At 73.4% G+C, this 20,991-nt stretch carries 17 protein-coding genes; 10 read left to right on the top strand and 7 right to left on the bottom strand.

The annotated features are described in order from the left end of the window. Position 1: 1 nt before the first annotated feature. Complete coding sequence (locus ORI94_RS27300) at positions 2-523, top strand: hypothetical protein (protein ID WP_266080381.1); 522 nt, start codon at positions 2-4, stop codon at positions 521-523. Positions 524-528: 5 nt separating this feature from the next. Here ORI94_RS27300 and hemC read toward each other — a convergent pair whose 3' ends face one another. After that, a complete protein-coding gene (gene hemC / locus ORI94_RS27295; RefSeq protein ID WP_266080379.1) occupies positions 529-1,464 on the bottom strand; it encodes a hydroxymethylbilane synthase in 936 nt (311 codons plus the stop codon). 143 nt (positions 1,465-1,607) lie between these two features. Beyond that, a complete protein-coding gene (locus tag ORI94_RS27290) occupies positions 1,608-2,384 on the bottom strand; it encodes an NPP1 family protein (protein ID WP_266080377.1) in 777 nt (258 codons plus the stop codon). A 292-nt stretch (positions 2,385-2,676) separates the two neighbouring features. Between ORI94_RS27290 and ORI94_RS27285 the strand changes: the two genes are divergently transcribed. The 3 genes from ORI94_RS27285 to ORI94_RS27275 all read left to right on the top strand — a co-directional run bounded on the left by ORI94_RS27285 (position 2,677) and on the right by ORI94_RS27275 (position 4,116). Continuing rightward, positions 2,677-3,198 carry a MarR family winged helix-turn-helix transcriptional regulator gene (locus ORI94_RS27285; protein ID WP_266080375.1) on the top strand — a complete coding sequence of 174 codons (522 nt, stop codon included), beginning with the start codon at positions 2,677-2,679 and terminating at the stop codon, positions 3,196-3,198. 73 nt (positions 3,199-3,271) lie between these two features. Continuing rightward, positions 3,272-3,652 carry a MauE/DoxX family redox-associated membrane protein gene (locus ORI94_RS27280; protein WP_266080373.1) on the top strand — a complete coding sequence of 127 codons (381 nt, stop codon included), beginning with the start codon at positions 3,272-3,274 and terminating at the stop codon, positions 3,650-3,652. Between the two features lie 23 nt (positions 3,653-3,675). Further along, positions 3,676-4,116: a peroxiredoxin gene (locus tag ORI94_RS27275; RefSeq protein WP_266080412.1), complete on the top strand. Its 441-nt coding sequence runs from the start codon at positions 3,676-3,678 to the stop codon at positions 4,114-4,116. Positions 4,117-4,201: 85 nt separating this feature from the next. Here ORI94_RS27275 and ORI94_RS27270 read toward each other — a convergent pair whose 3' ends face one another. Beyond that, entirely contained in the window at positions 4,202-5,032 is an 831-nt protein-coding gene (locus tag ORI94_RS27270) for an aldo/keto reductase (RefSeq protein ID WP_266080371.1), read from the bottom strand. Between the two features lie 147 nt (positions 5,033-5,179). On the opposite strand from ORI94_RS27270, the gene ORI94_RS27265 reads away from it, so the two are divergent. After that, positions 5,180-6,169, top strand: coding sequence for a TauD/TfdA dioxygenase family protein (locus tag ORI94_RS27265; protein ID WP_266080369.1), 990 nt, complete (start codon positions 5,180-5,182; stop codon positions 6,167-6,169). Between the two features lie 33 nt (positions 6,170-6,202). Here the strand turns inward: ORI94_RS27265 and ORI94_RS27260 are convergent, their stop codons facing one another. The 3 genes from ORI94_RS27260 to ORI94_RS27250 form a co-directional block, all read right to left on the bottom strand. After that, positions 6,203-7,708: a metallophosphoesterase family protein gene (locus tag ORI94_RS27260; RefSeq protein WP_266080367.1), complete on the bottom strand. Its 1,506-nt coding sequence runs from the start codon at positions 7,706-7,708 to the stop codon at positions 6,203-6,205. Between the two features lie 174 nt (positions 7,709-7,882). Continuing rightward, positions 7,883-8,638, bottom strand: a complete 756-nt coding sequence (locus ORI94_RS27255) for a dienelactone hydrolase family protein (RefSeq protein ID WP_266080365.1) — start codon at positions 8,636-8,638, stop codon at positions 7,883-7,885. A 227-nt stretch (positions 8,639-8,865) separates the two neighbouring features. Continuing rightward, positions 8,866-9,486: an L-threonylcarbamoyladenylate synthase gene (locus ORI94_RS27250; RefSeq protein WP_266080362.1), complete on the bottom strand. Its 621-nt coding sequence runs from the start codon at positions 9,484-9,486 to the stop codon at positions 8,866-8,868. A 290-nt stretch (positions 9,487-9,776) separates the two neighbouring features. Between ORI94_RS27250 and ORI94_RS27245 the strand changes: the two genes are divergently transcribed. From ORI94_RS27245 to ORI94_RS27235, 3 genes are all read left to right on the top strand, one after another. Beyond that, complete coding sequence (locus ORI94_RS27245) at positions 9,777-11,291, top strand: helix-turn-helix domain-containing protein (RefSeq protein ID WP_266080360.1); 1,515 nt, start codon at positions 9,777-9,779, stop codon at positions 11,289-11,291. A gap of 522 nt (positions 11,292-11,813) precedes the next feature. Then, positions 11,814-13,472: a catalase gene (locus ORI94_RS27240; RefSeq protein ID WP_266080358.1), complete on the top strand. Its 1,659-nt coding sequence runs from the start codon at positions 11,814-11,816 to the stop codon at positions 13,470-13,472. A gap of 234 nt (positions 13,473-13,706) precedes the next feature. After that, positions 13,707-14,030, top strand: a complete 324-nt coding sequence (locus ORI94_RS27235) for a hypothetical protein (RefSeq protein WP_266080356.1) — start codon at positions 13,707-13,709, stop codon at positions 14,028-14,030. A 76-nt stretch (positions 14,031-14,106) separates the two neighbouring features. Here the strand turns inward: ORI94_RS27235 and ORI94_RS27230 are convergent, their stop codons facing one another. Next, positions 14,107-15,480: a trypsin-like serine protease gene (locus ORI94_RS27230; RefSeq protein WP_266080354.1), complete on the bottom strand. Its 1,374-nt coding sequence runs from the start codon at positions 15,478-15,480 to the stop codon at positions 14,107-14,109. Positions 15,481-15,986: 506 nt separating this feature from the next. Here ORI94_RS27230 and ORI94_RS27225 point away from each other — a divergent pair. Further along, positions 15,987-16,583, top strand: a complete 597-nt coding sequence (locus ORI94_RS27225) for a hypothetical protein (RefSeq protein WP_416237906.1) — start codon at positions 15,987-15,989, stop codon at positions 16,581-16,583. 26 nt (positions 16,584-16,609) lie between these two features. Further along, on the top strand, positions 16,610-20,953 hold the full coding sequence (locus ORI94_RS27220; RefSeq protein ID WP_266080408.1) for a cation-translocating P-type ATPase: 4,344 nt from the start codon (positions 16,610-16,612) through the stop codon (positions 20,951-20,953). Positions 20,954-20,991 lie beyond the last annotated feature (38 nt).

Genomic DNA, 20,991 nt, shown 5'->3' with positions numbered 1-20,991 from the left:
CGTGTACGAGCCGAACGTGGTCGGGGACTGGCAGGAGTACGACGAACATCCCGGTCTGCGGGTCCGCGTCCACCGTCTGGAACCGGGCGAGCCGCCCCGGGGGCGGGACGACGCCGCTGCAGGGCTGGCCTACTTCAGCGTCCGCGTGACCGTCGAGAACCGCGGCGGGCGGAACGTCGGAATTCACCTCGAGGACGGCCAGATCGACGTGCGGATCGGTCCCGAGGGGGAGGGCGCCTTCCTCGACTGGCGCAACTCGCAGTTCATCGAGGGATTCGACGTCTATCCGCTGCGCCGCGCCACCGCCGTGCTCTACGCGGCCGGACCAGAGGGGTCCCTGAGCCATGTCGACGTCCAGGTGCAGCTGCGGGTCGACGAGGAGTGGACCGGTCGTCGCCTGTGGTCCGGCGGCATCGGCGCGCACGAGAGGCACGCCGGGACCCCGTCGGGCGGGGTCCGGGAAGGCCTTGCGCAGCAGATCGGCGTGTTCCTCCAGGAGCAGGCCGAGGAGGGCAGCGCCTGACGGCGTCAGTGCGGGATGCCGTCGATGATCTCGCGGGCGCCCTGACGCAGCAGGGCGACGGCGACCGAGGTGCCGAGTGTCGCCGGATCCAGCCGGCCCGCCCACTCGTGGGCGTTCAGCCGCACCTTGCCGTCCGGGGTGAAGACACAGGCCCGCAGCGACAGTTCGCCGCTCCGTTCGACCCGCGCGTACCCGGCGATCGGGCTGTTGCAGTGTCCCTGCAGTACGTGCAGGAACATGCGCTCGGTGGTGGCCTCCCGATGTGTGTCCGGATGGCCGAGGGCGCTGACCGCGTCGATGAGGGACGTGTCGTCCTCACGGCACTGGAGGGCGAGGATGCCCGCGCCGATGGGCGGCATCATCGTCTCGGGGGAGAGGACCTCGCTGATCACGTCGCGGCGGTCGATGCGCTGCAGGCCGGAGACCGCGAGCAGCAGCGCGTCCGCCTCGCCGGCGGCGAGCTTCGCCAGCCGCCGGTTGGCGTTGCCGCGGAACGGTACGCACTCGAGGTGTGGATGGGATGCGGCCAGCTGCGCGACGCGGCGCACCGAGGAGGTGCCGATCCGGGCCCCCTCCGGCAGCTCGTCCAGGGTGAGGCCGTCCAGGTGCACCAGGGCGTCACGGACGTCGTCCCGCTCCAGGAACGCGGCGAACACGGTGCCCGCGGGGAGCGGGCGGTCGGCGGGCACGTCCTTGACGCAGTGCACCGCGAGGTCCGCCTCGCCGGCCAGCAGCGCGGCGTCGACCTCCTTGGTGAACGCTCCCTTGCCCTCCACCCGGGACAGGTCGCCCAGCCACTTGTCGCCGGTGGTCCGCACGGGGACGACCTCGGTGCGCACGCCGGGCAGGGCGTCGGCCAACTCGGCCCGGACGCGCTCCACCTGGGCGAGTGCCATGGGCGAGTCGCGGGAGACGACGCGGATCAGTTCGGGGGCGGACATGGCGACACGATAGACCCTTCGGCCCGAGTGCCGGCACAGGGCGGGCCGGTTCGGGAGTCCGGTCGACGAATGCGGCCGGACTCCTTTTGGGGCATGGCCGGATGACGTGTGATCAGGCGTTCGGGCCCGGTGGGGTCCCGGGCTCAGGCGTTCGGGTCGAACGGGATGCCCGAAGGCTTCGCCGCGGCGAGATGGGAGGCGAAACTCCCGTCCTTGAGACCGAAGTGGGCACTGCCGAAGTTGTGCTGGACGAGCTTGTCGCGCAGCCCGGCCGGATAACCGTTCCAGCCGACCAGCGGCGGGTACTGCCAGGTGCGCTTGTGGTTCTCCGGCGGTTCGTCGCCCGCGCTCGCGAGCCGGAAGCAGTGCGTGCTGATGCCGTCCTTGTGGTACACGATCTTCGGGTGCGTCCCGTCGAAACGGACCGCCGACCTGGCGTGGATCGAGAACGAGCCGTGGTTGGAGGTCGAGACGTACTGGGCCGTGCCGTTCTGCACCCACACCACGACATGCTCCCAGTCGTGGCGGTGGCCGCCGAGGCTGACGCCCGGCAGCGCCTGGTCCTTCTCGAAGTACAGGGCGTAGACGATGGCGCACCAGCCGTTGTTGCACTTCGAGCGCGAGTAGCCGTTGGTGCTGTCCAGATCCGGGGCGTCACGGCAGTTGCCGTTGAGGGCGCCCGTCGGGTTGAGTCCGGGGTTGACCGCGCCGTCCGGGCCGATCGCGGGTGTGGGGTAGCACCCGTCGGTGTCGTAGTCGTAGGCGGGCTGGAACGTCCGGTCGAGGGAGTCGGCGTTGGCCGGCAGGGCCGGCGGCGGTGCGGCGAAGGCGGTGGCGGGGAAGGCGATGACGCACGCGAAGGCGCCGGCGAGACCGGCCAGCCATCTCCTGCGGTGTGTTCGGAACGTGCTCGGCGACACTGCGTCCTCCTCGGAATGCGGTTGCATCCCAACTGCTGTGGGGAGCAAAGGCGTTCAGCATCGCGGCTGGACACGTCCATGCCAAGACTGCAGGAGCGTACTGTTGGTGAAGCGCTGCCCAACACTCGTGAGGCCGCCGTCCGGTCACTCCGCGCCGTCCGGAATGCGGCGCCCGTGCGTCCCGCGGTCCGCGGTTTCGCCTGAACGGCAACCGCCGGAGGGCGGGCGGAGCGGTACGTCCCGTGCGCCCGCGGATTGATTGAGTTACGCAACGAGATGGTAGAGTGGGCGCATGCGCGCATCCTCGGCCCCCGACGTCCCCGCCTCACCGGAAGTGGCCGAGATCGAACGGGCGCTCACGCGCATCACCTATCTGGGCTCCCGCGCCCGCCGGCACGAACGTCTGATGGCCCTGGCGGGCGTCCCCCTGGACCGGGCGGCCGTCGCGCTGCTGCGGCAGGCGGCCGACACCGAACCGCTGCGGCCGGGCGAGCTGGCCGCCCGCCTGGGCGTGGAGGCGTCACACGTCACCCGTACCGTGCAGCAACTGCAGAAGTCCGGCCACGTCACCCGGGTTCCGGACCCCGACGACCGCCGCGCCCACCGCGTCGAACTCACCGAGACGGGCCGGGAGGCCGTCACCCGCATCCGCGCGGTCGGGGCGCAGGCCATGCAGGTGGCCCTGTCGGACTGGTCCCCGGCGGAACTGCGTCAGCTCGCCACGCTCTTCCACCGCATGGTCGACGACTTCCTCGCCCATGCCGCCGAAGAGGAGCCGGAACCGCGCGGCGGCACCCCCGCCGGAGCCGCCTGACGCGTCCCCGCCCGGTGGCTCCCCGTACTTACCGTCCGGTAATGTCGCATGGCAGGCCACTGGAGGAGGAACCGTGTCACGGTCCGATCGCTCACCCCTGCTGCTCGCCGGCCTGCTGGCCGCCGCGGGCACCGCGCATTTCGCCGCCCCGCGCCAGTTCGACCACATCGTGCCGCGCTCCCTGCCGGGCCCGGCCCGGACCTGGACCCGTGCCAGCGGCGCCGCCGAGCTCGCGCTGGCCGCCGGGGTGGCGCTGCCGCGGACCCGCAGGGTCGCCGCGCTGGCCACGGCCGCCTTCTTCGTCGGGGTGTTCCCCGCCAACGTGAAGATGGCCGTCGACTGGCGCCGCCGCCCCGCGCCGCAGCGGGCCGCCGCCTGGGGGCGACTGCCCCTGCAGCTGCCGCTGGTGCTGTGGGCGCGGGGCGTCGCCAAGAGTGCGGAGGGTACGTCGTGAGCGGGGGTCCGGACAAGGGCGACATGGTCGAGGACTTCGCCCTGCCGGACGGGACGGGCACCGTCCGCAAACTGTCGGAGCTGCTGGCCGAGGGGCCCGTGGTGCTGTTCTTCTATCCGGCCGCACTGAGCGCCGGCTGCACCGCGCAGGCCTGCCACTTCCGTGACCTGGCCGCGGAGTTCGCCGCGGCCGGCGCACGGCCGGTGGGCATCAGCGGTGACGCCGTGGAACGGCAGGCGGAGTTCGCCGGGCGGCACTCGCTCGGCATGCCCCTGCTGTCCGACGCCGACGGCGCCGTCCGCGAGCGGTTCGGGGTGAAGCGGGGCCTCTCCCTGGCGCCGACCAAGCGTGTCACCTTCGTCATCGGGCAGGACCGCACCGTCATCGAGGTCGTCCGCAGCGAGCTGCGGATGAACGTGCACGCCGACCGAGCGCTCGCCGCACTCCGCGATCACCGGGCATGAACCGCATCCGGCGGGCGACGGGCGCACGGCCCACGACCGCACGCGTGGTCCGGTCGTGGGCCGTGCGCCCGCCGGGGGGCGGTGGTCAGAACTCCTCGTGGACCTCCGGGTCCCCGCCGATCCGCCGGTGCGCCCGGTCCGCGATGGTGTGCATCTGGGCGTCGTCCAGCGTGAAACCGAAGACGTCGAGGTTGGCGCGCTGCCGCCCGGGGTCGGCGGACTTGGGCACGGGCAGCGCCCCGAGCTGGATGTGCCAGCGCAGCACAGCCTGGGCCGGGGTGACCCCGTGGGCCTCGGCGACTGCGGCCACGGCCAGGTCGTCCAGGAGCTGCGAACCCCGGCCCAGCGGGCTCCAGCTCTCGACGAGCACGCCCTTGTCCGCGTGGTGCGAGCGCAGCTCCTCCTGGGGGAAGAACGGGTGCAGCTCGACCTGGTTGACCGAGGGCAGCACCCCGGTCTCCTTCTCCAGCCGCTCGATGTGGGCCGGCGTGAAGTTGGAGACGCCGATCGACCGCACGAGACCCTCCTCGCGCAGCTTGATCATGGCCTTCCAGGAGTCGGCGTACCGGTCGACCCGGGGGAGCGGCCAGTGGATCAGATACAGGTCGACGTACTCCAGGCCGAGACGCGCGCGGGACTCCTCGAAGGAGGCGAGGGTCTCCTCGTACCCGTGGTGGCGGCCGGGGAGCTTCGTCGTCACGACGATCTCCTCGCGCGGGACACCGGCGCGGGCCACGGCACGGCCGACACCCGTCTCGTTGCGGTAGTTCGTCGCCGTGTCGACGAGGCGGTAGCCCATCTCCAGGGCAGCGGCCACGGACCGCTCGGCCTGCGCGTCGTCCATCGGCCAGGTGCCGAGACCGAGGGCGGGGATCGTCGTGCCGTCATTGAGCGTGTGGTTCGGGATGCTGATCACGAGGGGACCTTCCCGTTCGACAGTGTCGTCCTCCTCCAGCCTCACCGACCGGGCGGTCGACGATCAACCTGACGGGCGGGCCGGACGGACGAGACGGGCGCATCCGGACCGGCGCGGGCCGGGGACGGACCGGCGTAAGGGGCACACATGACGACGGGCGGGAGCGGCATGGACGGCACGAAGGACGTCGGACAGGACACGGGTACGGGCGTCGAGGTGCGTCCGGTCGCCGGGCACACCGGCGCCGAGATCACCGGTGTCGACCTCGCGGACGGGCCCGGCGACGCCGTGATCGCCACCATCCGGGCGGCGGTGCTGCGCTGGAAGGTGGTGTTCTTCCGTGGACAGCGCCTGGACCACGCCGGGCACGTGGCACTGGCCCGGCGGTTCGGCGAGCCGGTCGTCCTGCCCCGGCGGGGCAAGGCGTCACCGCCCGGTTTCCCGGAGATCGAGACGACCGCCGACCGGCTGGAGCTCGGCGGACGGTTCGGCATGGAGCACGACGAGTGGCTGCGTCGCCGCCGCCACACCCTGCTGCGCGGCTGGCACTGCGACCACGGCGCCCGGATCGACCCGCCCGCCGCGACGATCCTGCGCGCGGAGGCCGTGCCGCCCTACGGCGGCGACACCACCTGGTCGAACCTGGCCGCCGCCTACACCGGACTGTCCGCCCCGGTCAGGGAGTTCGCCGACCGGCTGCGCGCCGAGCACCGGCTGGGGGTCGGCTACCAGCCCCGGTCCGCAGACGACGCCTATGTGCGCCACCTGCTGGACCACCAGACCGCCACCGAGCACCCCCTGGTGCGGGTCCACCCGGAGACGGGGGAGCGGGTGCTGTTCGTCAACGGCTACTACGTCGAGCAGATCACCGGACTGTCCCGGCCCGAGAGCCGGGCGGTCCTGGAGATGCTGCTCGAGCAGGCGACCCGGCCCGAGTACACGGTGCGTTTCCGGTGGGAGCCGGGCAGCGTGGCGTTCTGGGACAACCGCGCCACCATTCACCTCGCCCCCGGTGACACCTCCCACCTCGACCACCCGCGGATCATGCACCGGGTGATGCTCGCCGGTGACGTACCGGTCGGAACCGACGGCCGCCCCTCGGAGCCGATCACCGGGACCGCCCCCGGACGCTGGTGACCGACCGACCGGCAGCTCGCGCCCGGGGGCCGGTCACGTCAGCGGGATGGTCACCTCGTCCTCGACCGGCGGGGCGACTTCCTGAGCGAGGTTGCCGGTGGCGGCGTGGCAGCGCAACCGGATCGCGTCCGGGCCCACCTCCAGCCGCAGGAAGCACTTGAAGAACGGCGGCGTGTAGGTGGCCGAGCCGGGCGAGAGCAACTGCGTGTAGGCCTTGCGCACGGGCAGCCTGAACCGCCTGCTCCGCTCGGGCCGGCGGCCGGTCCCGAGCAGCCCGGCGACCAGTCGCACGCGCCGGGTGACCCGGGCCCGCGAGCTCGGCAGGCGGGTGGGACCGATGCCGAGACGTTCGGCGATCACGGCCGTCGCCTCGGCCTCGGTCAGGGTGAAGAAGCGGCGCAGCCGCGTCCGGCGCGCGTAGAGCGCGCCGTAGAAGGCGAGGGAGTCACCGCGCAGCGGGTAGCAGCGGAAGTCCCGCTCGGTGACGCCGGCGACATGGACGCGCGGAATGGTGTGGGTGGCGTGCGTGAAGGCGCCGCCACCGCCCGCCACCACGTACTGGAGGGTGCGGCCGTCGTCCAGGCGGACCGGATAGCGCTGGTAGTTGTGGATGTCACCGCCGATCGCGGCCACGTAGCGGTGGTCCGGGTCACGGACGATGTCGTCGACCGTTCCCCCGCCCTCGACGGGACAGGGATGGTGCGCGCCGTCCACGTACAGCGGCGAGCCGGTCACGAGGATCTTCGGGCGCGGCCCCCGGGACACCTCACGCAGCCAGGCCCCCTGCTCGGCGTCGACGGTCCCCAGCAGGCCGGTGTCGATGCCTATGATCCGCACCGGCCCCGCGTCGATCGCCCAGTACGGGCCCGGCTGCACCGCCTGTTGCTCCGGGCCGGACCGCAACTTCCTGGCCTCGGCCAGGCGCTGGTCGTCAGCGGGTCGCGGCCGGTGCCACAGCAAGGAGCGCAGCCAGGCCCTGGTGAGGGGGCGCGGTGCGGGCTCGGGCGGCAGGGGAGGGGCGTCGTCGCAGAAGACGCGCATGAACCCGTCGAGATCCTCGTACCAGTCATGGTTGCCGGGTATCGCGTAGATGGGCGCCTTGTAGTCCCGGTACGGGCGGAAGAACTTGTCGCCGTAGCCGTCGGTGCTGCCGACGGGATAGATCACGTCGCTGGCCAGCACGGTGAACGCGCTGTCCCGGCCCTCCTTCAACAGTCCCGGCACGACGGCGTACTGGGGCTCGCCGCCCTCGCCGGTGTCGCCGATGACGAGGAAGGAGAACCGGTCCGGGACGTCGTGCCGGATCACCTTGTCGGAGGGCGCGCCGGCCGCCGCCCGCTGGGCCACCCACCGGCTGCGGGTGCGGCCCGTCGGATCCCCGAACCAGGAGGCCAGGACGCCGTTGCGGGCGGCCCACAGCATGCGCGGGTCGAACCAGGAGATCTTCTCGGCCCCGGACGGCAACAGCCGCCGGTACTCGCCCCGTTGCCCTGTGCCCCAGCCGGCGCCCTCGGCCGTGTCGCGTGAAGAGTCTGACATCGGAGCACCGTAACAAGGCTTCCGCGGGAGGCAGGAGAGCGGGCACGGGCCACGGGTGCGGCCAGTGGCGCGCCGAAGTGGATGCGTACCGTGCGGCATTGAAGGCGCCGCTCACACGGCGCGCCCCCACAGGACCCCCACAGGACTCTCGGAAGGCGCGGCGCGGCAGGCCCGTCAGAAGGTGCGGTTCAGCAGGTCCAGCAGCGCGGTCCAGTGACGCCCGTCCGCCTCCTTGTCGTACGCGGCGGTGTCCGCCTGGGTGTAACCGTGCCGTGCCCCGGTGTACACCTCGCAGCGGTGCCGGACCCCGGCCGCGGTGAGCGCCCGCTCCAGCCGCTCGATCTGCTCCTCGGGCATCGACGGGTCCTGGTCCGCGTGGGCGAAGTACAGCTCCGCGGTGATCCTGCCCGCCAGCAGATGAGGACTGTCCGGCGTCTCGGGCGCCAGCCGGGCCCCGTGGAACCCGGCCGCGGCCGCCACCCGGCCCGGGTAGGTGCCCGCCGTGCGGAGGGAGAGCACCGCGCCCATGCAGTAGCCGGTCACCGCCACGGGACCGCCGGTCGCCGCGGGATGGCCGGCCAGCCACCGCAGATACGCGCCGGCGTCGCGCATGGCGAGTTCCGGCGTCAGTTCCCGCATGATCGGTTCCAGGTGTCCGAAGACCTCCGACCGCGCCCCCGGACCGATGAACTCGGGCAGTTCGACCACCGGACTGCGTCCATGACGGTAGAACACGTTCGGCACCAGGACCGTGTACCCGGCCTCCGCCAGCCGGTCGGCCATGCTCCGCAGCCGCGGCCGCAGTCCGAAGACGTCCATGTAGAACAGCACCGCCGGCCGGGGACCCCCGTCGGCGGGACGTGTCAGATACGCGTCGGCGGTGCCGTCCTCGGTCGTGATGTCAACGGTGCTTCCCTGTACCGCGGTCATGGCCGGCGGGCGCCTCTCTGCGGGATGTCGAAGGGGGACCCGCACCCGCGGCGAGCGGGGCGGATCATGCCCATCGTGACATGCCCCGGACCCGGCACTTCGGTCCTGCCCGGTCCAACGCGGTGCGAGAGGGGATTCTTTGGGACATCCTGTGTCTGCCCCTGTGCGTGCGTCACCGCTCCCGCGGATCCTCGCGGCCCGTATCGGGGCAGTTCACCGTGTCACCGTCACTCGAACCGTGAGGTGTCGCCCGCACCCCGCCGTACGATTTCGGCCTCGCCGCCCGAGAAGTCGATCACCGTGGTCGGCTCGGTGCCGCAGTCCCCGGAGTCGAGCACCGCGTCCACCACGTGGTCGAGCCGGTCCTTGATCTCCCAGCCCTGGGTCATCGGCTCCTCCTCGCCGGGCAGCAGCAGGGTGCTGGACAACAAGGGCTCGTCCAGCTCCGCGAGCAGAGCCTGGGTGACCACGTGCTCGGGGATGCGCACGCCGACCGTCTTCTTCTTCGGATGCTGGAGCATGCGCGGCACCTCCTTGGTCGCGGGCAGGATGAACGTGTAGCTCCCCGGCGTGGACGCCTTGACCGCACGGAACACGTCGTTGTCGACGTGTACGAACTGACCGAGCTGGGCGAAGTCCCGGCACACCAGGGTGAAGTGGTGCCGGTCGTCCAGCTTGCGGATGGTGCGGATCCGGGCGATGCCCTCCCGGCTGCCGAGCCGGCAGCCGAGCGCGTAACAGGAATCCGTGGGGTACGCGATCAGGGCGTCGTCGCGGATGCTCGCGGCGACCTGGGAGATGATGCGCGGCTGGGGGTTGTCGGGGTGCACGTCGAAGTACTTCGCCATTCACCGAGCTTATGCCGCCCGCACGGCAGGACCGCGCATGCCCGGCCGGGGCCACCGTGCCCCGGGCTCCCGCCCGGCCCCGCCCCGGGCTCCCGCCCGGCCCCGCCCCGGGCTCCCGCCCGGCCCCGCCCCGGCCGTGGGCGGCCCGGGTGCCGGCGGTGTGTCCGCGGGGCGCCGACGCCGTGCAGGGCTTTCCCTTCACCCCGTCCGCCCGGGGTGAGCCTGCCGCATCCGTGGGGTAACGTCCGGGACCGGGCCGAAGAGACCAGGCACACGAGGGGAAGGCCGAGGTGGCAGCCCGTAAGGACGGAATCCCGGAGCCGGTGGCGGTGGCCGGGGAACAGCCCGGGTGGGCGCAGGAACTGCTGGAACACCTGCGGCCGGCGGGACGCGACGTCCGCAGGGTCGTCGACTGGCTCGCCGGCACCGTGCACGGGGCGGTGGCGCTCCGGGACGGCACCGGCACGCTCGTCGCCGGGACCGGGCTGGCACTGGACGAGGACCTCGTCGCCGACGTCACCTCCGGCCGGATCGCCTCCGCCGCCTGGGAGGACGGCGGGCGGCACCTGCGCCTGGTGAAGGTCGGGCACCCCGCCCGGACCTGGGCACTGGCCGTCTCCCGGAACGCCCCGTTCGACCGGTGCAGCGCCGATGTCGTCACCCACACCGTCCAGGTGATCGAGCTGCTGCTGACCGCGGGCGAGACCACCGCGGCCGGGCAGCGGCTGCGCCGCGCCAGCGCGGACCTGAGGCTGGCGATCCTCCAACTGCTCATGGTCGAGGACACCGTCGCCGCCCGCAGGGTGGCCGCGGGGCTCTGGCCGGGCCTGCTCGAGGCGGACACCGCGTGCGTCTACGTCGTGGAGTCCGAACCCGCCCGACGTGACCGCCTCGCCGAGGAGTGCCTGGACGCCACCGAGGAGGGGGCGCTGGTCGTGCGGTGCCCGGCGATGGACGGGCACGTGATCGTCGTCAGCCCTCGCGAGACAACCGCCGGCGATCTGAAGTCCCTGGTCGAACGGCATCCGGACACCTTCCTCGGCGGCAGCGTCCGGCAGAGCCTCGCCCGGACCGCCACCGCGTACGGGCAGGCCGTCAGCGCCCTCGCCGTGGCGCACTTCCGTCCGGACAAGACGGCGGTGTACGCCGAACGCACCCATCCCGAGCGGCTGATGGACCCGGCGGCGCTCCGCGGCTGGACGGCCCGGCTGCTGGGGCCCCTGGACACCGTGCCGCACCACACCCGTGCCGAGCTCCTCGCCACCACCCGCCTCGGTCTGGAGTTCACCGCCGTCAACACGGCGAAGATCCTCGGTGTGAGCCGCAACACGGTGCGGGCCCGCATGGAACGCGTCGAGAACATGCTGGGCACCGACTTCGACGACGTCACCGCCCGTGCCGTCGTGCATCTGGCGCTGCACACCCAGTTCAACCTCCAGGACATACAGGCGAGCAGTGCCTTCGAGGCGTCGTCCGCCCCCGTCCTCGCACCCCTGGTGTCGGGGCCCGCCGTCCGTGCCTGGGCGGGGGAACTGCTGGAACGCCTGGACCGGGACACCCGCCCCCTGCGCCGCACCCTGCGCACCTGGATCGCCGCCGGTGGCAACGCCGAGCGGGCCGCGCAGCTCCTGGGCGTCCACGCGCAGACCGTTCGTGAACACGTGCGCAGCGCCGAGCCGGTCCTGGAGCGCCAGTTGCTGGCCGCCGGCACCGACCTGTACGAGGTCGTGCTCGCCCATCTGGCCCTGGGAGACCTGGAGACACCGGTGTTCGCGGGGTCCGGGTCCATGCCCCCACCAGGGTGAACGACGGCCCGCCGCTCCTGTTGCGGCCGCCTCGCACGGGGTGAAACGGGTCGTATCGGACTCAGTTGTGCACGGCTGAGTCCCGCAGCCGTCGCAGCGGGCACCGGTGCTATACACAGCCGCGTCGCCATTCACATAGGTTTCGTGGTGCCGCGGGAGCACGACCGGAACGGGGGACCGGTCGGGCTCCCGCGCGCCGCGTACGCCCACGGCGCTGCCGGGCCGGCTCCGCCGCTCCGAGTCGCCGGTCCGGGTGATGCACGGCAGCATGGCCCTCGTACGCATGCTGCGGCGGGAGGTGGGCGAGGCGCACAGCCCCGCCGTCCGGCGGCGGACGTTTCAGTGAGCGGGCCACCGACGCGTGAACGACCACGCGCTTTCCGGGAGACCGGGCACGCCGGGACGGGACACGGGCTGCCGGGACGCCGGAGCGCCGAACCGTCCACGGTGACCGGCCCGCGGCCGCGCGCCACCGTGCCCCGGCCCGCCACCAGTCATGAGCAGCCGAAGGAGTCCATGATCATGACGGACGTTTCGAACCGGGCTTCCGCTCCGGGCGACGACCGCAAGGTACTCACCAACCGGCAGGGCCATCCGGTCCACGACAACCAGAACCAGCGCACGGTCGGCGCCCGCGGGCCCGCCACACTGGAGAACTACCAGTTCCTGGAGAAGATCAGCCACTTCGACCGGGAACGTATCCCCGAGCGCGTGGTGCACGCCCGCGGGGTGACCGCGTTCGGCCACTTCGAGGCGTACGGGACCTGGGGCGACGAACCGATCAGCCGCTACACCCGAGCCAAGCTGTTCCAGGAGCGTGGCAAACGCACGGACCTGGCCGTCCGGTTCTCCACCGTCATCGGTGGCCGCGACTCCGCCGAAACGGCCCGCGACCCGCGTGGCTTCGCCGTGAAGTTCTACACCGAGGAAGGCAACTGGGACCTCGTCGGCAACAACCTGGGTGTCTTCTTCATCCGGGACGCGATCAAGTTCCCGGACGTCATCCACGCGCTCAAGCCCGACCCGGTCACCTTCGAGCAGCAGCCGCGGCGCATCTTCGACTTCATGTCCCAGACGCCCGAGAGCATGCACATGCTGGTCAACCTGTTCAGCCCGCGGGGGATCCCGGCGGACTACCGGCACATGCAGGGCTTCGGCGTGAACACGTACAAGTGGGTCAACGCCGAGGGCGAGACCAAACTGGTCAAGTACCACTGGATGCCGAAACAGGGCGTCCGCTCCATGACCGAGGAGGACGCCGCGAACGTCCAGGCCGACTCCCTCGGCCACGCCACCAAGGACCTCTACGAGGCGGTGGGGCGCGGCGAGCACCCCGAGTGGGAGCTGCTCGTCCAGATGATGGACGACCACGAGCACCCGGAGCTGGACTTCGACCCGCTCGACGACACCAAGACCTGGCCCGAGCAGGACTTCCCGCCGAAGCCGGTCGGCAGGATGGTGCTCGACCGGATGCCGGAGAACTACTTCGCCGAGAACGAGCAGATCTCCTTCGGCACCGGTGTCCTCGTCGACGGCCTGGACTTCTCCGACGACAAGATGCTCGTCGGCCGGACCTTCTCCTACAGCGACACACAGCGCCACCGCGTGGGCCCGAACTACCTCCAGTTGCCCGTCAACCGGGCCAAGGCCGCCGAGGTACGCACCAACCAACGTGACGGTCAGATGACCTACCACGTGGACGCGGCCGGCGAGAACCCCGAGGTCAACTACGAACCGTCGATCACCGGCGGCCTGCGCGAGGCGCTGGAGCCGTCGCACGACGAGCAGGGGCCGGAGATCCGGGGCTGGCTGACCCGTAAGCGCATCCCGCGCGCCAACGACTACCAGCAGGCGGGCCAGCGGTATCTGCTCTTCGAGGACTGGGAGCGCGACGACCTGGTGAAGAACTTCGTCGACCTGATCTCCCAGTGCGACCGGGCGGTGCAGGAGCGCATGGTGTGGCACTTCCTGCTCGTCGAGAACGACCTCGGCCGCAGGGTCGGCGACGGGCTCGGTATCGCCCCGAAGGACGTCGCCGGCCTGAAACCCCTCGCGGGCCAGGACCTCACCGACGAGGACCGCGAGCGGCTCGCCAACCTGGGCGACAACCCGCCGCGCGACGTGCGGGGGCTCACCATGACCCACTGCGTCCCGAACGAACGGCACGTGGTGAACCGCTGAGCGTCCCCCGGATCAGGCGGTACTGCGGTACTGCGGTACGGCGTGCACCAGTGACGGACCGTGCTGGTGCACGCCGGCGTGTTCCCGCCTGCCGCCGGCGAGCGGCCCGGCCTCGTGACGGCCGTCCCGGTGCGCCCCCCTGAGCCCCGGCATGTGCCCCGACTCGTCACGCGGGACGGTGAAAACGCCCCGCCCACCGATCGGAAGGGCTGGTTGCGGGGGACCACTCGGGTCATGACCAGTGCATCGTTCTCCAGCACCCTCACCCTGCCCGCCTCCGTGTGCGACCAGGCCGCACAGCACCTGGAGCAGGCCGCCAAGCGGACCGTCGACGGGGCCGGGATCCCGTTGAAGGCGTTCCGCGCGGCAGCCGACAGCGACTACACCTTCCCCGTGGCCGTGGTGGAACAGGCCGCGGCCTGCCTGCTCGTGCTGGCCACCGAAACGGCACAGACGGTACGGCCTTCGGCGCTGCGCGCCACCATCAGCGTTGCCCTCAGCCTGCGCGACGCCGCCCAGGCGGTGCACCGGCCGGCGCTCACCACGCGCTTCTGGTGAAGCCCCCGGGCCCGCCCGGCGCCGGCCACGGCACCGGGCCGGCACCGGCACCGGGCGGGCGATGCGGGGCAGGGTGTCAGAGGCGCTGCCACAAGGCCGGTGTGCCGGCGGGCGCCCACGCGCTCTGGGCCTGGTGCGTCTGCAGGCACCGGTAGCGCACGCCGTCGCGGGTCACCGTGGCCCCGGCCGGGTAGACGCGGCCCGCGGTCCACGGGCCCTCGGCGCCGTCCTGCGGGTCCGGCGTCGCGGTCTGCCCGGGTTCCGTGGTCAGGGTCAGGCCGAAGTCGGCGAGGATCGGGTTGACCGGCTGGTAGAACGTGGTCCCGCCGCGCGTGCAGTCACCGGAGCCACCGGAGGTGACGCCCTGCGCCTGGGAGCCCGCGACGAAGGGGCCGCCGGAGTCGCCCGGCTCGGCGCAGACCGTCGTCCGGGTCACTCCGTCGACCGTGCCCTCGGCGTAGCTGACGCTGGTCTCGTGCTGCTGGATGGTCCCGCAGTGCCATCCGGTGGTCGAGCCGGACCGGCACACCGCCGCTCCGACGAGCGCCTCCACCGAGCCGGTGACCTGCACCTCCTGCCCGTCCTGCGCCCTGACGCCCGGGGTGGCCGTCCACGCGTCGTTGGTGCCCACCCACGCCATGTCCCTGCCGGGGAAGACGGAGTCCTGGAAGGTGCCCTGAGCACTCCGGTCGAACCCGGTGGTCGTGTCGCCCCGGTCGCCGCAGTGACCGGTGGTGGCGAAGCCCTGTTGCGCGTCCCTGGTCACGGAGAAGCCGACCGAACAGCGAGCGGTGCCGTTGATGTAGTAGGCGTCGCCGCCGGTGATGTCCTGCAGCAGCCGCGGCCGGACCGCGGACACGTGGATGGTCACGTCCTGGTCGTCGATCCCGGCGGCATCGACGAAGGCGGCACCGGCCGACACCGTCCGCGCCTGGACCACGAGCCGGTTCGCCGGTACGTCCACGTACCACAGCGGCGTACCGGCGGTGTCGCGGGCGGCGGCCGCCGCGTCCAGCTTGTCCTTGGCGGCCCTGAGGCCGGCCAGCGGGCGCGTGACGACGACGGCCTCGGCGCCCTGCGCCTCGATGGCGGCCACGTCCTCGGCGTCGGTGGTCGCGACGCTGAGTTCGTCGGAGACCGCTCCGCGCACCCATGCGCCGGCGAACCGGTCGCCCAGGGCGTTGCGCAGGATGCCCGCGCGGGTGCCTGCCTCCGCCTCGTTGGCCAGCCGCTCGGACGCCTGCGCCGGGCTCAGGCCCAGGTCACGCTGGAGAGCGCCGAGCACCGGCGCCGGGGCACGGTCGGTGCCGAGGGCCCGGGCCGCACCGGAGGCGGGCTCCGAAGGGGGCGCGGAACCGGCCACCGCGGCGGAGGGAAGGGCGGTCAGGACGAGACCGCCGAGCGCGGCCAGGGCCGTTCGGCGTGCGGTCCGGGCATGTCTGAGGACCATTCGGTACGTCTCCTTCGTCGAGGGCGGCGAAGCTGCCGTGAGTCTGAAGTCCTGTCCGTCTGCTTCCACCGGCCCCGGGGCGCCGGGCACCGTACTTCACGGCGGCACCGGGCATGTCCGGCACGCCCTCTCGTACGAGGAGGCTCCTCCGCGGTGACCGGGCGCACCGGACACGCGGGCCGAACCGGATCGAATCGCCGGACAGGCCATAGGCCTTGCCCGTGACGTCCGACGCGATGTCAGGAGCGGCACGCTTTCGCGCTTTGGTGAGTCCGCGAACGCCATGTGCAGTACCCGGGCGCGACGGCGGACACCTGGCATGGTCGGACACGCCCGGGGCCCGGCCGGGGAGCGGGCAACCGGTTCGGGCCGGCCCGGGGCGGACAGCCGAAGACCCCTGGGGCGGACGGGGCCACCCCTGGCGCACAGGAGAAGCAGCCTGGCGGTTTCCGTACGAAAATGGGACAAGGCAGGGGTGTTCGTCGGCGCCCCTCGAGGATCCGCCCGTGGAGGACGACATGAACCAGGACGTGTCTCGTTCGTCGGAGCTCCCGCAGCCCTTGCGGGCCGTCGCCTCGGGACTGCGCCGTCTGCCGGGCGCGGGCCATGTGGGCAGGGCCGCCGGTGGCGCGCTGGACGTGATCGGCGCGGTGTCCCCGCGCGGTCGCCGGATGGCCGTCTACACCGGGGCCGGAGCACTCGGCGTGGCGGGCGTCGTCGAGTGGCCGGTGGCCCTGACCGGCGCCGCCGTGGCCTGGCTCACCCAGCCGCGCCCCGGCGGGCACCCGGTCACCGAATCACCGAACGGTGGCGCTCCGGCCGACGGCAACGAACGGCACCGCACACGCGCCGGGGCCGCGACCGGCGACGACCGCGGCCCCGCGCCCGAACCCTCCGCGGACCAGGGACCCGGCGACCGGCTGAACCCCTCCCGCCACCGGCCCGAACCGTCGGCGCCCCCCGTACGCGAACAGCCCGCCAAGGTGGGCGACACCGAGACGGCGTCCGCGCTCAGGCAGGTCGCCGAGGCCACCGCGCACCACGACACGCACGCGGCCCACCACCCGGGCCGGAACAGCGCACACGACCGCCACAGCGGCTGACCCGCGATCAGGGACGGACTTTGCAGATGCTCACTCGCTTCGACGTCGCTCCCCTCGCCGGGGCCCTGGCGGGAGCCGCCGCGGGCGCCGCCCGCAGCACCGCCCAGGGCGTGTCGTCCGTCCAGGACACGACGCGCCTCGTCCGTCACGTCGCCCGCAACGCCCTGGGCGGCGGCCCGCACTGGCGGGCCGGACACCGCGTCCACCTGGCGCTGCGGCATCCCGACGGAGGAGCCGGTCCGCTCGCCGGCAAGGTGGCGGCCGAACTGCTCCACCACCCCGACGTGCCGGCGGCGTACTGGGACGAGGGACTGTCCCGCCTCGTGCTGACCGCCGCAGAGGACGCGGCCGGTGACCGGGTCACCGAGCGGGCCCTGGCGATCGCCGCCCGCCTCGGACTGACCGAGGGCGCCGACCCGGAGGCGCCGCGCCATCCCGGAGACCCCCGCGAGGTGCGGGTCACCGCCGCCGCGCTGCTGCTGGACTGCGCGGGCACGGCCGGAGCGCTGGCCGGGCGCGCGCTGCGCCTGCCGCGGTCCCCGAGAGCGGTCACCGCCGCCGTCACACTGATGCGGGAGAATCCCCGCTTCCGCGCCCTGCTGCGGCAGCGGTTCGGCCGGAGCGGCATGGAACTCGTCCTCGCGGCGGCCAACGCCGCCGCGCACAGCGCCGGACAGGCCCCGCTGTCGCTGGTCCTCGACGCAGCGCTGCGGACCGGCCAGCTGACCGAGGCGGTGGCCCACGCCGCGGCCTTCGAGGCGCTGCACGACGACATCTGCACCGAGGAGCGCCCCCGTGCGCGCCACCCCGCGAGCAGCCGCCCCGCCCTGCGGGTCACACCCGCCCAGACCTACGCGGCCCACGCCGGCACGGGCAGCGTCGCGGGTGCCGCCGCCGCCCTCCTCGTCACACACGACACGCACGAGGCCGCCGAGGCCGTCCTCGCCGGATCCCCCAAAGCGGCACGCTACGGCCCCGCCGCCTTCCACGCGGCCCTCGGCACCTTCCTCGCCCGGTCCGGGATGCTCGTACGGAGCGGGGAGCGGCTGCGGCAGCTCGAGACCGCCGACGCCCTGGTCCTGCACGCCGACGCCCTGCGCAGCCACCCGCGCGACGGTACGGACCCCGGCGGCGGGAGCACCCCGTACGACGACCCGGTCGACTCCTTCGCCGAAGCCGTCCTCGACGCCGCCCGCAGGGCCGGGCTGTACGTGGTGGTCACGGGCGGCTCCGATCTCAAGGACATCACCCGCCTCGCCGACGAGGTGGCCCCGGCCGGAATGCCGCTCGGCGACGTCGTACGGGCGCTGCAGGACGACGGACACACCGTGGTGAGCGTCGCCCGCGTCGCCCCGCACGGTGACGACGACGTGGCGGACGGGCTGTCCGCCGGAGACGTGGCCGTCGCCCTCACCGACGCGCGGTCGGCCGTACCCTGGGACGCGGACGTACTCGCCCCGGGCGGGACCGCCGACCTGTGGCGGCTGCTGACGGCCATTCCGGTCGCCCGACGGGTCGGGCGCCGCTCGCAAACCCTGGCCCGCGCGGGCGCCGCCCTGTCCGGGCTCATGGTCGCGCGGGGCGGCAAGCCCGGCGGCCGCGCCTGGCGGCGGCTCACCCGGCACGCCCCGGTGAACCTCGCCGCGGCGGGCGCCCTGCTCACCGCCTGGACCGAAGCCGCCGGTGTGGCCCGCGCCACGCCCCCCGAACCGCGGCTGCACGTGCCCTGGCACGCGCTGGAACCGCACGAGGCGGTGGACCGGCTGAGCGGACCCGCCACCGAGGCCGGCCCCCGCGGCCTCGCCCTGCTCACCGACCGGTCCCGGCAGCAGGCCGCCCGGCTCGCCCGTACACCCGCGGTGGCTCCCGCCCGCTGGACATGGCGGGCGGCCGGTGCCGTCCGACGGGAACTCGACGACCCCCTCACGCCCGTCCTCGCCACCGGCGCGGTCGCCTCGGCCCTGCTCGGCTCGCTCGTCGACGCGCTGCTCGTGGTCGGTGCCATGGACCTCAACGCCGTGGCGGGCGGGCTCCAGCGGCTGCGCGCGGAACAGGCGCTCGCCCGGCTGGCCGCCCGGCAGCGGCCCAAGGCGCGCAGGCAGGAGGCCCGCGGACGCACGGTCACGGTCGACGCGGCGCGGCTGCGGCCGGGGGACAGGATCAGCCTCACCGCCGGCGACGTCGTACCGGCGGACGCGCGACTGCTGGAGACGGACGGGCTGGAGGTGGACGAATCCTCCCTCACCGGCGAGTCCCTGCCCCTGACCAAGTCCGTCGAAGCCACCCCCGGCGAGCCGGTGGCCGGGCGGACCTGCATGGTGTTCGAGGGCACCACCGTCGTGGCCGGCCGGGCCGCCGCACTCGTCGTCGACACCGGGGACCGCACCGAGGCGGGCCGTGCCGTCGCCCTGGCCGCCCGCACCCCGGCGCCCGCCGGCGTCCAGGCCCGGCTGCAGGAACTGACCCGTAAGGCCCTGCCGGTGACCCTCACCGGCGGCGCCCTGGTGAGCGGATTGTCCCTGCTGCGCGGCAGCCCGGTGCACCGGGCCGTCAGCGGCGGTGTCGCGGTGGCCGTCGCCGCCGTCCCCGAAGGACTGCCGCTCGTCGCGACCGTCGCCCAGATGGCGGCGGCCCGCCGCCTGTCCCGGCGCGGCGTCCTGGTGCGCACACCCAGGACCCTGGAGGCGCTCGGCAGGGTCGACACCGTCTGCTTCGACAAGACGGGGACCCTCACCGAGAACCGGCTCCGCCTGGTCCGGGTGGCGGCCTCCAACGGCACCGTCCTCGCCCCCGACGACGAGACCGCCGTACCGGTCCTGCGGCTGGCCGCCCGCGCCTGCCCGCAGGAGGAGACGGAAGAGGGACGCCGGGTCGTGCACGCCACCGACGAGGCGGTTCTCGACGTCGCACCCCCCGACGACACCTGGACCCCCGCCGGGGAGCTGCCCTTCGAGGCCAGCCGGGGCTATGCGGCGGCCGTCGGCCGGGACGGCGGCGACACCCATTCGGGCTCCGGTGACGTTCTCGTCGTCAAGGGAGCCCCCGAGACGGTCCTCCCCGCCTGCCGCGACCTCCCGGACGACACGGCCGGGACCGCCCACACCCTGGCGGGCCAGGGGCTGCGGGTCCTCGCCGTCGCCCGGCGGCCGTGCCGGGGACCGCACGCCGACGCCGACCTCGACGCCGACCTCGCGGACCTGGAGTTCGTCGGGCTGATCGCCCTGGCGGACGTCCCCCGGGACACCTCCAAGGACCTGCTCACCGAGCTGCGCCGCTCCGGCGTCCTGCCCGTCATGCTCACCGGCGACCACCCGGAGACGGCCCGCGCCATCGCCCTGCAGCTGGGCTGGCCCGAGGAGACCGAGGTCGTCACCGGGGACGAACTCGTCGCCATGGGCCGTCGTGACCGGGTCCGCGCCCTGCGCGGTGCCGGAGTGGTCGCCCGGGTCGCGCCCGAGCAGAAACTGCATGTGGTCGAGGCCTTGCAGCAGGCCGGCCGGGTCGTGGCGATGGCCGGCGACGGCGCCAACGACGCCGCGGCGATCCGCGCCGCCGACGTGGGCGTCGGTATCGAGGCCCGCGGCTCGGCCGCCGCCCGCAACGCTGCGGACCTCGTGCTGACCACCGGCGATCTGTCGGTCCTGGTCGACGCGTTCGTCGAGGGCCGCGCCCTGTGGCGCAGCGTCGCCGACGCGGTGAGCATCCTCATCGGCGGCAACGCGGGCGAGGTCGGCTTCAGCGTCCTGGGCACCCTGCTCGCCGGATCCTCACCGCTGTCGACCCGGCAGCTGCTGCTGGTCAACCTGCTCACCGACATGTTCCCGGCAATGGCGGTGGCGGTGACGCCGAGCGACGACCCCTCGACGGCGGCCCACGCCGAGACCGGCCCGATGAGCCTCGACGTCCTCGGCGCGCCCCTGCTGCGCGCCATCCGCCGCCGGGGTGTGACGACCTGCCTCGGCGCTGTCGCCGCCTACCTGTTCGGCCGCCTGACCCCCGGCACCGAACGGCGCTCCACCACCATGGCCCTGTGCGGCGTCGTCGGCGCACAGCTCGTGCAGACGCTGGCCGGCCGCCGGCACAGTCCTCTGGTGTGGACGACGGCCCTGGGATCCGCCGCCGTGCTCGCCGCCCTCGTCCAGACCCCCGGCGTCAGCCACTTCTTCGGCTGCACCCCGTTGGGGCCAGTGGCGTGGACGGGCGTGGCCCTGGCCATCGTCCTGTCGGCCCTGGCGCCGCGGCTGGAACGCCTGGCCGCGGTCCGACGCCTGTACGAGCTGTTGTCCCGGTTCGCCCCGCACCTGAACGCCGCTGCCCGGCAGGCCCGAAGGCTGCTGCACAGCGGGATCGCACGACCGGTGGTGGCATAGACCCTGGAGCCACCGGCCCATCGGGGCGAGCGGCTCAT

Source organism: Streptomyces sp. NEAU-W12, assembly GCF_026242095.1.
GTDB lineage: Bacteria > Actinomycetota > Actinomycetes > Streptomycetales > Streptomycetaceae > Streptomyces.
Note: the sequence above shows the minus strand (reverse complement) of the source record. Positions and strands in the feature narration are given on the sequence as shown.